Source organism: Rhizobium sp. SJZ105 (assembly GCF_007828365.1).
Taxonomy (GTDB): domain Bacteria; phylum Pseudomonadota; class Alphaproteobacteria; order Rhizobiales; family Rhizobiaceae; genus Agrobacterium; species Agrobacterium tumefaciens.
In genome coordinates this window covers 88,521-101,863 of the sequence record NZ_VIUP01000007.1, presented here as the reverse complement: position 1 = coordinate 101,863, position 13,343 = coordinate 88,521, and the positions used below count along the sequence as shown (strand labels likewise).

At 58.7% G+C, this 13,343-nt stretch carries 13 protein-coding genes; 4 read left to right on the top strand and 9 right to left on the bottom strand.

Translation table 11 applies throughout. From position 1 onward, the window contains the following. Positions 1-915, bottom strand: coding sequence for an ABC transporter permease (locus tag FB593_RS19725; protein WP_003511517.1), 915 nt, complete (start codon positions 913-915; stop codon positions 1-3). A 73-nt stretch (positions 916-988) separates the two neighbouring features. Further along, positions 989-2,497 carry an ABC transporter substrate-binding protein gene (locus FB593_RS19720; protein WP_038495835.1) on the bottom strand — a complete coding sequence of 503 codons (1,509 nt, stop codon included), beginning with the start codon at positions 2,495-2,497 and terminating at the stop codon, positions 989-991. A gap of 320 nt (positions 2,498-2,817) precedes the next feature. On the opposite strand from FB593_RS19720, the gene FB593_RS19710 reads away from it, so the two are divergent. Genes FB593_RS19710 through FB593_RS19700 form a run of 3 tightly spaced genes read left to right on the top strand, consistent with a single transcriptional unit; the run spans position 2,818 to position 6,091 of the window. After that, on the top strand, positions 2,818-4,014 hold the full coding sequence (locus FB593_RS19710; RefSeq protein ID WP_111782982.1) for a sialidase family protein: 1,197 nt from the start codon (positions 2,818-2,820) through the stop codon (positions 4,012-4,014). Beyond that, a complete protein-coding gene (pdxA, locus tag FB593_RS19705; RefSeq protein ID WP_038494367.1) occupies positions 4,011-4,967 on the top strand; it encodes a 4-hydroxythreonine-4-phosphate dehydrogenase PdxA in 957 nt (318 codons plus the stop codon). The genes FB593_RS19710 and pdxA overlap by 4 nt, the downstream gene beginning before the upstream one ends. Then, a complete protein-coding gene (locus FB593_RS19700) occupies positions 4,964-6,091 on the top strand; it encodes an iron-containing alcohol dehydrogenase (protein WP_065704462.1) in 1,128 nt (375 codons plus the stop codon). Before pdxA ends, FB593_RS19700 begins: the two co-directional genes overlap by 4 nt. Positions 6,092-6,139: 48 nt before the next feature. On the opposite strand, the gene FB593_RS19695 is transcribed toward FB593_RS19700, so the two are convergent. The 5 genes from FB593_RS19695 to FB593_RS19675 all read right to left on the bottom strand — a co-directional run bounded on the left by FB593_RS19695 (position 6,140) and on the right by FB593_RS19675 (position 10,851). Next, positions 6,140-6,847, bottom strand: coding sequence for a FadR/GntR family transcriptional regulator (locus tag FB593_RS19695; protein ID WP_003511522.1), 708 nt, complete (start codon positions 6,845-6,847; stop codon positions 6,140-6,142). Between the two features lie 4 nt (positions 6,848-6,851). Beyond that, the gene (locus FB593_RS19690) at positions 6,852-7,892 is read right to left on the bottom strand and encodes a four-carbon acid sugar kinase family protein (protein WP_111789632.1); all 1,041 of its coding nucleotides are present in this window, start codon (positions 7,890-7,892) and stop codon (positions 6,852-6,854) included. Positions 7,893-8,052: 160 nt separating this feature from the next. Continuing rightward, positions 8,053-9,102, bottom strand: coding sequence for a polysaccharide deacetylase family protein (locus FB593_RS19685; RefSeq protein WP_065704465.1), 1,050 nt, complete (start codon positions 9,100-9,102; stop codon positions 8,053-8,055). 6 nt (positions 9,103-9,108) lie between these two features. Further along, positions 9,109-10,296, bottom strand: coding sequence for an ATP-grasp domain-containing protein (locus FB593_RS19680; protein WP_065660426.1), 1,188 nt, complete (start codon positions 10,294-10,296; stop codon positions 9,109-9,111). 165 nt (positions 10,297-10,461) lie between these two features. Continuing rightward, positions 10,462-10,851: an acyl-CoA thioesterase gene (locus tag FB593_RS19675; protein WP_003511527.1), complete on the bottom strand. Its 390-nt coding sequence runs from the start codon at positions 10,849-10,851 to the stop codon at positions 10,462-10,464. 172 nt (positions 10,852-11,023) lie between these two features. Between FB593_RS19675 and FB593_RS19670 the strand changes: the two genes are divergently transcribed. Beyond that, on the top strand, positions 11,024-11,218 hold the full coding sequence (locus tag FB593_RS19670; RefSeq protein WP_013761913.1) for a hypothetical protein: 195 nt from the start codon (positions 11,024-11,026) through the stop codon (positions 11,216-11,218). 38 nt (positions 11,219-11,256) lie between these two features. Here the strand turns inward: FB593_RS19670 and FB593_RS19665 are convergent, their stop codons facing one another. Beyond that, the gene (locus tag FB593_RS19665; RefSeq protein WP_035199741.1) at positions 11,257-13,065 is read right to left on the bottom strand and encodes an ABC transporter ATP-binding protein/permease; all 1,809 of its coding nucleotides are present in this window, start codon (positions 13,063-13,065) and stop codon (positions 11,257-11,259) included. After that, a complete protein-coding gene (locus FB593_RS27560) occupies positions 13,050-13,286 on the bottom strand; it encodes a hypothetical protein (protein ID WP_158008476.1) in 237 nt (78 codons plus the stop codon). Before FB593_RS27560 ends, FB593_RS19665 begins: the two co-directional genes overlap by 16 nt. Positions 13,287-13,343 lie beyond the last annotated feature (57 nt).

The following is a 13,343-nucleotide window of genomic DNA, read 5'->3' as shown; positions in this document are numbered from 1 at the left end:
TCAGTGCCGGATACGCGGATCGAGCAGCGCATAGGCGATATCGATCAGAAGATTCATCAGGAAGATCGCAAGCGCGGTCACAAGAATTGCTGCCAGCACGACGTTGAAATCGCGCTGAAGAATGGAATCGATCATCAGCTTGCCAACCCCGGGGAAACCAAAGATGGTTTCGACGATGACTGCGCCGTTGAGAAGGCTTGCCGCCTGATCGCCGATGACGGTGATGACCGGTAGCATGGCGTTTCGCAAGGCGTGGATGAAGATGATCGGACCCGATTTCACACCCTTGGCGCGCGCCGTTTTGACATAGGCAGAGGACAACGCACCGATCATCGAGCCGCGCACCACCTGAACGATGATGCCGAAGGGGCGCACGAACAGAACCGAGATCGGCAATATCCAGTGCAGCACCGAGCCGGTGCCGGAGGTGGGCAGCCAGGCGAGATTGACGGAAAACACCACGATCGCCACGATCGCGAGCCAGAAATCCGGCACGGAAGCGCCGATGAGCGAAATGGTGGAGGCCATGCGATCGAAGAAGCCACCGGAGCGGAAAGCGGCAAGCGAACCGACGACGATTGCTGCGGTGGTGACGAGGGACATGGTGATGACCGCAAGCCACAGCGTCCAGACGAAAGCCTCCAGCACCACATCCAGCGCAGGGCGGGCTTTCCTGAGCGATTCACCCAGATCCCCCGTCATCACGTCGCCCGCGTAGCGCAGGAACTGCACCATCAGCGGATCGTTCAGCCCATGCAGCGCACGAAACTGCTGCTTCAATTCCTCCGAAGCCTCCACCGGCAAAAACAGCGCGGCCGGGTCGCCCGTCAGGCGGGAGAGGAAGAAAACCATTACGATGAGGCCGATCAGGGAGATCAGGCTTGCAACGGAACGTTTTCGGATGAAGCTCAGCATGGTTACCTCCGGTGTTCAGCACGACGGCGAAGCTAAAGCTCCGCCGCCGCTCTTTGGCAGATGAAATACCGGCTTACTTGATGCCGATTTCCGAAAGCTGCAGCATCGAATTGGTGGCGATGGTGGGCTTGAAGTCCAGCCGTTCGGAGACGCGTGAGAAGCCAACCATGTGGAACAGCAGCACATCCGCCACGACATCGTCATGCAGGTAGGCGATGAGCTCGGACCAGAGCTTGGCGCGTTCATCGCCGACGGCTGCGGATGCTCGTTCGATCAAGTCATCCACCTTGGGGTCCGAGAAACCGGATTGCGTGCCCTTGGTGGCATATTTGAAGAACATGGTGAAGGACGGATCACCCTTGGAATTGTCGTGCATGGCAGCGACGATCTGCGGTCCCCGGCCTTCCTTGAAAGGCTTGGAATAATAGCTTTCGTGCTCGGCCACTTCCACGAATTTGAGGTCGATCTTGAAGCCGACTTCCTGCAATTGCTGCTGGATCGCCTCCATGATCTCGGTGACATTAGGGAAGTTCGCAGTGCGCGCGATGATGGTGATCGGCGTATCCACCTTCACACCAGCAGCTTTTGCCTCCTCCAGCAACTTCTTCGCGCCATCAGGGTCGTAGGGGAAAACCTTGACATCAGGGTTCCAGCCGAGCGTGGTCGGCGGAACGAGTGCGGTGGCCAGCACAGCACCTTCGGGAACCAGCGTGCCGAGGAAAGCCTGCCGGTCGATGGCGAGGTTGAGTGCACGGCGCACCCGCACGTCATTCAGCGGCGCGATGTTGTGGTCGAGGCGCATGTAGACCGTCTCGCTGTCGAGATAGGAAAAGTCGGTCTTCGGGTTTGTCGCGTCGAGCTGCGAAATGGAGGGTGAAAGATCGGCTTCGCCGGTCTGCACCATGGCGGCGCGAACCGAGGGATCAGCTCGGAAAAGATAGGTCGCTTCCGTCACCTGCGGCTTGGCGCCCCAATAGTCGTCACGTGCAGTCAAAACAATCTGCTGGCCCGGTGTCCAGTTGGTCAGCTTGTAAGGTCCGGTGCCAACAGGCTCGCGGATAAATTCCATCTTGGTTTCTTCGGGCACGATGGTGACGAGCGACATCAGGAGCGGCAGAATGGGCTGGGCTGGCTCTGTCTTGAAGTCGATCGTATGGTCGTCGACAATCGTGGGGGTGACGGTCATACCGCCGAAGTAACGACGGGATTCGCATGCATTCTTGTCGCTCATGATGCGCTCGAAGCTATGCTTGACATCCTTGGCATCGAAACCCGTGCCGTCGGAAAACTTCACGCCTTCACGCAGGTGGAAACGCCAGCTGCCATCCACGTTCTGCTCCCATTTTTCAGCGAGGCGCGGTTGCACGCCGTTCTTGCCGCGCACATCAAGCTCGGTCAGCGTCTCGCTGACATTTTCCATGATGATACGGCCAATATTGGAGCGGGTCGCCATGCAAGGCTCCAGCAGGTCAGCCTCTTCCGCCAGCACGATCTTGATCGGCCCCGACGCCGCAAGCGCCGGCGAAACCGCGGCGCTAAGGCAACCCATAACAAGGGCGCCCGCAATCAATGACTTCTTCATTCCGTTCTCCTCCCAGATCAGAAATTCAGCAACATGGCGGCGTGCCGCAAGAGGCATTCAAAAGCCCCGTCTCCTGCATTGAGGAGCATGGCGTGCGGATGATCGTCTCCTCCACCCGTTATCAAAGCATCGACGCTATCACATTTTTTGTCAAATTATTTTTCAGAAGGATTTTTTATTGAGACTTAGTACAGAAGTTTTATGTTTATAAAACATACACTTATTTTAATTCATCAAAAATTTTCGGACGTCCTTTTGTCTTAAATAAACTTGACAACTTTTTGAATATGCCATTTTCATCAGACCAAGAGGAGACCACGATGACCCCTGATGACATTGCTCACGCCATGACCGGAGCCATCCATGCCGTTTCGGAAAACCGGCACGAAGCGTTCCTGCCATCGCCGATGATCCAGAACCATGCGAGCTTTCTGCACCTTCTGCAGGACGGCACCCTGCTGTGCGCCTGGTTTGGCGGAACGCTGGAGGGAAAATCGGATATTTCGATCTTCGCGTCCGCGCTCACACCCGGCGCGAGCCGGTGGGGAGCGCCGCAGCGCCTGAGCAACGATCCCGCCCATTCCGAACAGAATCCGGTTATTTTCACCGCACCTGATGGCACTCTCTGGCTGTTTCACACCGCCCAGCCATCCGGCAATCAGGACGAATGCCGCATCCGCATGGCGCGGGTCGTCCACGACCCGGCAACGCCGGAAAAGCTGTCCGCCGAAGATGGCCGTTTTCTCGATCTTCCGAAAGGCTGCTTCATCCGTGCGCCGCTTCGCATCCGCGATGACGGCGCATGGCTTCTGCCGATCTTCCGCTGCGTCCAACGCCCCGGCCAGAAATGGAACGGCAGCCACGATACCGCAGCACTCGGCATATCGAAAGACAACGGCCTCACATGGCAATTGCAGGAGCTGGCGGGCTCGACCGGCTGCGTTCATATGAGCCCGGTTGCGGGCGCGAATGGGCGCTACTCCGCTTTTTTTCGCCGCCGTCAGGCCGATCTCGTTTACCGCACGGAAAGCACAGATGGCGGTCGCTCATGGACAGAACCGCTGCCGACCGACGTACCGAACAATAATTCCTCCATCGCCGCGATCAGGCTCGCACACGGCAGGCTGGCGATGATCTGCAACCCCATCAACGCCGCGCAATCCAGCGACCGTCGCGCCTCGCTTTATGACGAACTGGGCGAGGAAGACGACAGACCGGATGCCGATCCGAGCGGTGGATGTGTGCCCATATGGGGCGTGCCGCGCGCGCCGGTTTCCATCTGCCTGTCCGATGACGACGGCCGCAGCTTTCCTACCCGGATTTTGATCGAGGACGGGCCGGGCACCTGCCTGTCCAACGATTCGACCGACGGCCGCAATCTGGAAATGTCCTATCCATGGCTTCTGGAGGCAGCGGACGGTACCCTGCACGCAAGCTACACCTATCATCGCCGCGCAATCAAATATGTCCGGCTGGCGCCCGGCTGGGCAGACGCCAAGGACGGGAGAATCGGATGAGCAACATCATTGGTATCACCATGGGTGACCCCTGCGGCGTCGGCCCGGAAATAACCGTCCGCGCGCTTGCGGAAATGTCCGCCCCGGATAGGGAAGCAACGCGGATTTATGGCAACCTTGCCACGCTGGAAGCGGCGCGGGGTGCGCTTGGCATCGACATCGATCTTACTCGGAATGTGGTCGATCTGCCGGTGGAGGGTGCGCCGCTGCCATGGGGCACGCTGTCGCCGGTTGCCGGAGACGCCGCTTTCCGTTTCATTGAAAAAGCGGTGCGGGATGCCGAAGCGGGCGCAATCGGCTGCATCGTCACTGCTCCGATTAACAAGGAGGCCCTCAATCTTGCGGGCCACCATTATGACGGCCACACCGGCATGCTGCGCAGCCTGACCGGTTCTTCAGCCGCCTACATGTTGCTTGCCTCCGAGCGGCTGAAGGTCATTCACGTCTCGACCCACGTGTCCCTGCAGGAAGCCATTCAACGGGCAACGACGGAGCGGGTGCTGGCGACCATCCGCGCTGGCAATGCTCATCTGAAGCGCATCGGTTACGAGCGGCCGCGCATCGCGGTTGCCGGTATCAATCCGCATTGCGGCGAAAACGGTCTGTTTGGCACCGAGGATGATGACCAGATTGCGCCAGCGGTTGCCGCCGCGCGCGCTGAAGGCATCGAGGTACACGGGCCGATCTCCGCCGATACCGTGTTCCACCGCGCCTATTCGGGCACTTTCGATCTGGTTGTCGCGCAATATCACGATCAGGGCCATATCCCGATCAAGCTCGTCGCCTTTGATACCGCCGTCAATGTCTCGGTCGATCTGCCGATTGATCGCACTTCGGTCGATCATGGAACGGCCTTCGACATCGCCGGCAAAGGCATCGCCAATCACGGCAACATGAATGAGGCCATAGCCTATGCGCGCAAGCTCGTGGCGGGCAAGGGCGCAAGAGGATGAACACCATGTCCACAGCCTCCATTCTCATCCATCAGCCGCGCAGGCTTGCCGTTGGCGCCGGCACCATTTCTCAGGTCGGCGCCTGGGCCGTCAAAACCGCTTCGACCCTGGTGATCGCCACGCCGCTGACCGCGAAATTTGCCGACCGGCTGCAATTGCAGGGTCCTTTCACTGTCTTTGACGCCATTCCCGGCGAACCGGACACAGGGACGCTCGATGCAGCACTGGCCGCAGCGCGCGCCGCCAAACCCGATCTCGTCATCGGCCTCGGCGGTGGCTCGGTGATGGATGTGGCGAAACTCGTCGCCGCACTCTGGAATTCCAGCCAGACGCTTGAGGATGTGGCAGGACCGAACAGGGTCGCAGGGCGCGACACCAGGCTCGTCCAGATCGCCACCACCGCCGGAACCGGCTCGGAAGCCGGGATTCGCTCGCTCATCACCGATCCCGTCAAGGGCAGCAAGGTCGCGGTCGAAAGCCCTCATCTGATTGCCGATTTCGCGGTGCTCGATCCGGAACTCACGTATTCCGTGCCATCAGCTGTGACAGCGGCGACGGGGGTGGATGCCATGGCGCATTGCGTGGAGGCTTTCACCAATCGCAAGGCCCATCCGATGATCGACGGTTTTGCCCGCATGGGCTTTTCGCTGGTGGGCAAATATCTGGCGCGCGCCGTTCGCGACGGCGCTGATACCGAAGCCCGCGAAGGAATGATGCTCGCCTCCTACTATGGCGGCATCTGCCTTGGCCCGGTCAATACGGCGGCGGGTCACGCCATCGCCTATCCGCTCGGCACGCTTCTCAACCTGCCGCACGGGTTGGCAAACGCTATCGTCTTCCCGCATGTTCTGGCTTTCAACCAGCACGCCGTTTCGGCAAAGACGGCGGAGGTGGCCGGAGCGCTTGGGCTTCGCGAGCATCTTTCATCCGATGATCTTCGCAAGGCAGCGACAGATTTCTGCGCCGGCCTCGGCATTGAAATGTCCCTTGCGCGGCACGGGGCAAGCGAAACCGACCTTCCCCGTTATGCGCAAGACGCTCACGCAATCCGCCGGCTGATGGACAACAATCCCGTCGATATGAGCCTTGATGACGTGCTCGGCATTTACCGCCGCGCTTTCTAATCGAAAGTCCGGTGCGCTATCGCGCGCACCGGCTCGCCGTCACTTCCCTCAATCCGTATGCGAAGACTCGAAGAGGCGGTCACGTGATCCCGTCAGATGGTCGTGCATCAGCCGCCGCGCGGCCTCGGCATCTCCTTCGGCAATCGCCACCGCAATCGCCTCGTGCTCGGCAAACACGCGGGTAAGGCCGGATGCCTCGCGCTTCACCGACATGCCGTGAAACTTCATTCCCACCGCAATGTGGTCCTTGAGAGCCTCCATCGCAGTGGAGAAATAGCTATTCCGTGCCGCCCGCGCGATGGCAAGGTGGAACTGATAATCGGCATCCTCACGGTGGGACTGGCGATTGGTGGCGTCCCGCATCAGCTCGAGCGCCTTTTTGATTGCGACGAGCCTCTCGCCATCATGCCGCAAGGCCGCCGCCGCCGCAGCTGCCGGCTCCAGAGTCAGCCTGAATTCATAACAGTTCAGCAGGTCAGCGACATTTTCGAGCTGGCCGAAGCCCAGCGGCTCGCGCAGGCCGAATGCCCGCACATAGCTGCCGGAACCCCTTCGCGAATAGATGAACCCCTGTTCGCGCAGCCGCCGAAGCGCCTCGCGGACCACCGGTCGCGACACTTCGAATTCCATGGCGAGTTCATGTTCGGTCGGAAGCCGTTCATCCGGCTTGTAGGCGCCGGATTTGATCGCCCGGTGCATTCTCTCGAAAATAATGTCCGGAAGTGCCTTGCGCGCCGTTTCTTTCATCAGCCCCATCTGGTCAGCTTTCTCCAGCGTCATTTTCGCCAAGCATCATTTTCGCAATCCGTTTCAACGTGTCAGCTTGCCCAAAACCACCTGACTTCGCAATGATACATTGGTCGCCGGACCAGCCGACACCAAGACCGGGCAGGCACTCGCCGGCAAGGCGCAGACGCGATACCCCCATGGCAAGCAGCACCGCTTCGGCCGTGGCGCCGCCGGACAAAAGCAACGTGTCGGTCCCGGTGGTGAAAAGCGGCACGACGCCATACGCCAGCTGGTCTGAAACCTCGAGCGGGGAAAGATCTTCCGCCCCTTGCGTCGCGTAAACGAGCGTCAGGCTGGAACGAGCATGCGCGTGAAACGGCACGACGCCATTGGGTGCATCGGTGACCGATACCAACCCCGTTCCTTTAAGGATTTCAATTTGTTCAACGGTGATCGGGTCGCGCGAACCTATGACGAAAAGCCCCTTACCCGCGGGAATAGATGCCGCTTCGGGCACCGCCTGCGCTGTCATCATTTCGGCCAGCGCCTCGGCCAGCCCTCGCGCGCCCACCAGAAGATCAACCCCGTTTGCGCGCCCGGCAAGCAAAGCCTCCCTGATGTCCGCATGCGATAGGGTGTCTGGTATTGCGCAGCGGCTGGCGTGACCGCCCAGTCTTTCATGAACCGAAATCGTGCCGTCAACGCCAAAGCCGGACACGGAACCGTCTACGACGATGCGTCCAAAATCCGGAATGGCTGGCGCTACAAGCGCATGCCGATAGGAAACAGCATCCATTTCGGCGGCGATATGTCCTTTCAGGCGGGAATCGATCTTCTTGAACAGAACTGTATCGGCCGGAACCAGTGCCATCAGTTCCTGCGTGCGGCGGCGGGCTTCATCCGCCTTGCCATCCCGACAACCCAGATTGACGCTGAGGACGGCCGGCGCATCGGCCACCGCTGCACGGACGCCGTCAAGACCAATCGCAACTTCAGTCGAAAGCCCACGCCCGGCGAAGGGGGCGGCCGCATCAAGCGCACCGGTCAGGTCATCGGAAAAAATCAACAGCACGGGCGAAACCTTAAGAAAAGTTGTAATGTTTTCCTTCGATAAATTTATTTATAATCAATAGATAAATGGATGTGAATAACAAAAACAACACGACAGCTCGATTAGCCGCACCGACACATGTCGTCGTCATCGGCGAAAGACGGCAGGGAGAGGTTGATCACTAGACGAACCGGAAAGGCAGGCCTGAGATGAGCGCTTTGACAAAGCGCTTCTTCTGAAAGCGGCCGTTCAGCGAAACGCGCGGCAACAGCATCGGCTTTTCAAGGCTATCGGCCCCAAGAATACCGGCCTGCGTGGTAACAGCTACGGGAAATCCCGCATCAAACACCGCTTTCGCCTCGCGTTCTCCCACGGCCTTTATCCAGCCATAGGGATAGGAAAAGGACCTCGGTCGACGGCCGACATAGGTCTCCACCCGTCTTGTCGATTCCTCGATTTCGTATGCCAGACGCGCCGCATCGATCTTGCGCATGTTCACATGCATCATGGTATGCGCGCCGAGATGGACCAGGGGATCGCTCGACAGCGCCTTGAGTTCGGCCGCATCCATGACGAGTTTTTCCACGATCGCGATCGGATCGATACCATGTTGCCCCGCGACACGGTCGATCCTCTCCACCGCCTCGTCCTCCGCGAATATCTGGACGAAGTTTTCCAGACGCGCAAAGGCTTCCGCTTTTTGTGGAAGGCTGCCGGATTTAATCTGCTCCGGCCCTGTCCCGAAATCGAATTCAAAGGACGTGGCTTTCTGCGTCAGCGTGGCAGTGGTTTCCCACCACACGCTACGCGTCCGCTCCACAAAACCCGGCGTGATGAAAATCGTATAGGGAACAGCATATTTCCGGAAAATCGGTGCAGCATATTCGGCATTGTTGCGATAGCCGTCATCAAGCGTGAAAGCGCAGAACGACCGTTTCTCGGAACTATCGGCGAGCAGGCCCGGCAGATCGTGCAGATGAACGGGAACGAGACCACATTCGAGCGCCGCCTCTATCGCCTCTTCCAGAAATTGTGGCGTGATCGACAAGTGTGCATTCGGCGCAAAAGCTGACGCTTCCTCGTCCGGACGAACATGGTGGAGCGTGAAGATCACGCCACGCCCGGCAAGAGCCGGAAAAGCCGCACGAACCGCCGGCAGGGAAGCTATCTCCAGCCCCGCCCTTATGACCCCATATTTCAGAGAGCGTTTTACCGACCGCAAAAACACCATTACCGATTACCGCAACTTCAAACCGGGCAGAACCCGTTTTTTGATGACTCTCCAGACCGTGAGGGGCAGGTCGATAAGGCCCGGCAAAGGATCGTTCGCCGCAAAAGCCGCCCAGCTGCGGATTGTGCGCAGAGAGGCGACATAGTCCCCAATTCCCGCCTGTCCCCGTCGATTCAACGTCAATGCGGCAATGGCATCACGGACAAGATAGGACCATGACACACCTTGCCGCGCATCTAGCATCTGGCCGCGCGGCATGTCGTTGGCAACCTGCCACAGCAGCGCGCCGAGATCGATGCCGGCCGCTGAACACAGGCCAAACCACGACCATGGGCGAGGATTAACATCGAGAAGTTTCAGCGATCCATCCCTGCCATCCCGCTTGAACTCCACCTCGACCAACCCGCTGTGACCGGCCGATTTCAATATCTTCCTTGCCGCATCGATCGCTTGAGGGTTGTCGACAACCTCGACACAGGTGCTGGTGTAACCAAAATCGACGGGATACTGACGCAGGCGTCGGGCGGTGAATTCTGCAACAGGCTCGCCATCGCGCCAGAGCGCCGCATAGGAAAACTGGCTTTCTCCCCCGCCGGGAATGAGCTCCTGCACGACGACATTGCCCGCGCCGATCTCGCCGCTCGCAGCGGCAAAAGCGGCTTTCAGCGCCTGCCTGTCATCGGCGCGGATAACCTTCGCCCGGGAAATCGCGGTATCGCCCCCGCCCATATTCGGCTTCAGGATAACGGGAAACGTCACGTCCAGCGCATCGGCGTCATCGGACGAGGTCATGGCATAGGTCCGGGGGAAGCTGACACCGAGTTCCGCCGCGCGTTTGTAGAGCAGCGGTTTCTCGCACAACCATTGAAGGGAGGACCAATCAGGCAGGACGATTTTGTAAAGGGCGGAAAGCTCGTCGCGATGTTGTGAAACGAGCTGAACCTCGCCATCCCCTGATGGCACCAGAAGACACCCTTTCAGATGATGCTTCTCTGCCATATCGCGTAAAAACGCCATCGCCCCTGCATCATGAGGACCGGACCAGCGGATCGTGTTCTTCACGAAACGCGACCAGCCCGGCAGCGGTGAATCATGGGTGATATAGTGCACAGGCACATCAAGGGCGCCAAGGCTGCGGGCAAGGGCAAGCGTGCCGTGAGCGCCACCAACAATAACAACACCTGGAATGGTCACAGCCTGATCCCCGCCCTATTCCATACCTTGATCGCAAAAATTGATAAATAAATTGGATATTTCTAAAGTATTGCGCGTTCGGAGATCGAATTGGCGGAGCCGAAGAGCCTCATGCTCTTTCGGCTGCCTGCGAACGGTTGGAAGTTTGCTTCGAAGGCAAGCGCCTTACGCCTCTTTGCGCACAGGGCGCGGCTCGCCTTTGTCATCCACCGCTACCATGATGAAGACGGCCTCCGTAACCTTTTCCCGGGAATCCTGATAGTGCCTGCGGGTCCAGGCCTCGATCTTGAGCGTGACGGAGGTGCGCCCAACCTTTTCGATCCTGGTATAGACACACAATGTATCGCCGATCTTGACCGGTTTCTTGAAGACGATTTCATGAACCGCCACTGTGACGGTACGCCCGCCTGCCACATCATTGGCGCGGACGAAGGCGGCAAGGTCCATCTGCGACATCACCCAACCGCCGAAAATGTCGCCGGCCGGATTGGCGTCAGCCGGCATGGCAAGCGTTCTGAGCGTGAGTTCCATATCGGCGGGCGGTTGCTGTTCCATATCAAATTCCTTTCAAGAACCTCCCGCCGCCGGATTTAAACAACCGCGCCCCCTCAGCCAATAGCCGATTTTTCGCGGCAGCCCTTCCAAAACAGCAAGGAATCACGAAGCCATCGTAAGCTTCGGTTAACCATGATGCGGCACGATTCCAAAAAACCGCGAGGGCGTGCGAATGGCCTATGACTGGAGTGGAAACAATAAGATACAGCAGCGCTACGACCGTATCATTCTCGCGGTTGCCAGCGTCATTGCCATCAGCCTGGCGACCGGCACCTTTGTTCTGCGCTCGCAGATGGAGCCGGACGGCACCATAAGCCTAGCCAAACAGCAACGGCTGGACCTCGAAAAATGGCATTTGCGGCTTTGATCCGCACTGTGAGATCAACAGCAGCATAACCCGGCGGCTTATTTTGGAGCGATATCCGGCTTTACGGTATTTTCCTTCATGGGGGCATGGTCCAGATGGGCCAAAGCCGGGGTAAGAACCGACAAAAATGTCTCTGATCTGCCGATATAGATAATCGCTACGCCGTCGATCCCATTCAAAACCTCCGCCAGCGTATCCTGTGTCTGTTTTTCCAGCCCTTCCAGCAAATCGTCGATGACGATGAATTTCGGCTTCAACAACAGGGCATTGGCGATCCTAATGCTGGCCTGTTCATCCGAATCCAGCTTCTTGTCCCAGCGAATGTGTTCATCAAGCCGGGGCGCCATTTCACCGAGACCGCACGCGGTCAGCGCCGCGACATAGTCTGCCTCCACAAACCGCTGGGGCGCGCGCGGATAGGCCAGAATTTCGCGCAGCGTTCCTGTTGGCAAATAGCCGTGCTGGGCAATGAAAAGCGTGTCGGACTGTTCGGGCATTTCTATCCTGCCCTGCCCCCATGGCCACAGGCCGGCCATGGCGGCAAACAGCAGCCGCCGGTTCACGCCCTGTTCGCCATTGATCATCAGACGATCACCCCGCCCGATTTCAACCTCGGCCTCACGCAGCCGGAAACCCCGCTCCAGATCCTGTCCGCCCGCATCGCGGCAGATAGTCACCGACCGAAGGCGGATTTTTTCGTTGTCGGCACTCCGTTGAAGATCGATTGCGAGGCCGTGCTGTTCAACGCTATCCATCTGGATCAGAGCGTTGCGAAACACCGAAACACGCTGCAACGTCGCCTTCCAGCTGGCAATCGGCCCGAAATTGTCGATATACCAGCGAAGTGCGGTATTGACCTGGTTGAAGGCGCCGACGGCCATCATCAGCCCGCCGAAGGTGAGGTTGCCGGAAAAATAGACCGGCGCTGCAATAAGAATGGGCGCCACAACCGCCAACCAGCCGTAGCCCGACGACACCCAGGTCAGATGCGTCATTGCTAAAGCGAGCCCGCGGATTACGCCGAGCACGGCATCGATATCAACGCCGATCCGCCGCCGCTCGTTTTTTTCACCACGCGCAAGCGCAATCGCCGCCAGATTTTCGCTGGCCCGCATCAGGGAAAAGCGTAGTTCGGCCTCTTTTGAATAACGTTCAGCATTCAGGCCGACCAGACGATAGCCGACAAGGTTGCTGAGCAGGGACGCCGAGCCCGCATAAAGGATCGCCGCCCAGACCATGTATCCGGGAATCGCAACCGGATCGCCGTTGATCGTGATGGAAAAGCCTGCCGACAATGTCCACAGAACGCCGATGAAGCTGATGAGCAGGATCGTCGCATTCACAAGGCCGATGGAAAGCGCCGTGCTGCTTTCCGCAAGGTTGCGGACATCGTCGTGCAAACGCTGGTCCGGATTGATCGCAATCGTGCCGAAACCGGCAAGGCGGGCGGCGCGCCCCGGTTTCAGCCACTGGTCCACCATATCCTTGGCAAGACCCTCGCGCATGTTCAGCGCCGTCATCTGGTTAAGCCAGGTCTGAATGACATTGAGAAGCAACAACAGCCCAGCAATGATCGCGAAGACTTCGAGCTGATGGAGGAAGGCGTCAAGATCGCGCCGCTCCAGCGCATTGTAAAACGGCGCGTTCCACTCATTGAGCCTGATCTGCCCGTAAGCGGTGAGCAATATCACCGTGAGCAGGGCAATCGACAGCAATATCAGCCGGTTGCGAACCGGCGACGTCCAGAAGGCATTGCCCATCATGCGTAGTTGCGAACGAAAATCGAGATCGAAGCCCGAAAGGTTCGCCGCACTCTTGCGCTGATCGTCGGTCACCGTTGTTGCCATTCATTCCATTCCGAAACGTCAGTCGGCAAGGAAAGCGGTTTGCGATGCTGCACCTTGCGATGCCCAGCAATAACACGCCGTTCAACCTTGTCCACAACCGCGGAGAAATCCCCAGGGAGACAATTAAAAAGCCGCGGCAATTCTTCGCGCCGGCAAACATCGGCGCCTCGGCCAACAATGCGGGTGCCTCCGGAAATGATCCTTGCTTTCTTTTCCTGCATTGCACAAAATCCAAATAATTTCAGAGGGGCGGACAAACCGCATAAACCGGAAAACCG

Excerpts from the sequence above, each read along its gene's own strand:
- FB593_RS19720 (WP_038495835.1), bottom strand. The coding sequence starts at position 2,497 with ATGAAGAAGTCATTGATTGCGGGCGCCCTTGTTATGGGTTGCCTTAGC.
- FB593_RS19695 (WP_003511522.1), bottom strand. The coding sequence starts at position 6,847 with ATGGGGCTGATGAAAGAAACGGCGCGCAAGGCACTTCCGGACATTATT.
- FB593_RS19700 (WP_065704462.1), top strand. The coding sequence starts at position 4,964 with ATGAACACCATGTCCACAGCCTCCATTCTCATCCATCAGCCGCGCAGG.
- FB593_RS19685 (WP_065704465.1), bottom strand. The coding sequence starts at position 9,102 with ATGGTGTTTTTGCGGTCGGTAAAACGCTCTCTGAAATATGGGGTCATA.
- FB593_RS19675 (WP_003511527.1), bottom strand. The coding sequence starts at position 10,851 with ATGGAACAGCAACCGCCCGCCGATATGGAACTCACGCTCAGAACGCTT.
- FB593_RS19710 (WP_111782982.1), top strand. The coding sequence starts at position 2,818 with ATGACCCCTGATGACATTGCTCACGCCATGACCGGAGCCATCCATGCC.
- FB593_RS27560 (WP_158008476.1), bottom strand. The coding sequence starts at position 13,286 with ATGCAGGAAAAGAAAGCAAGGATCATTTCCGGAGGCACCCGCATTGTT.
- pdxA (WP_038494367.1), top strand. The coding sequence starts at position 4,011 with ATGAGCAACATCATTGGTATCACCATGGGTGACCCCTGCGGCGTCGGC.
- FB593_RS19725 (WP_003511517.1), bottom strand. The coding sequence starts at position 915 with ATGCTGAGCTTCATCCGAAAACGTTCCGTTGCAAGCCTGATCTCCCTG.
- FB593_RS19670 (WP_013761913.1), top strand. The coding sequence starts at position 11,024 with ATGGCCTATGACTGGAGTGGAAACAATAAGATACAGCAGCGCTACGAC.
- FB593_RS19665 (WP_035199741.1), bottom strand. The coding sequence starts at position 13,065 with ATGGCAACAACGGTGACCGACGATCAGCGCAAGAGTGCGGCGAACCTT.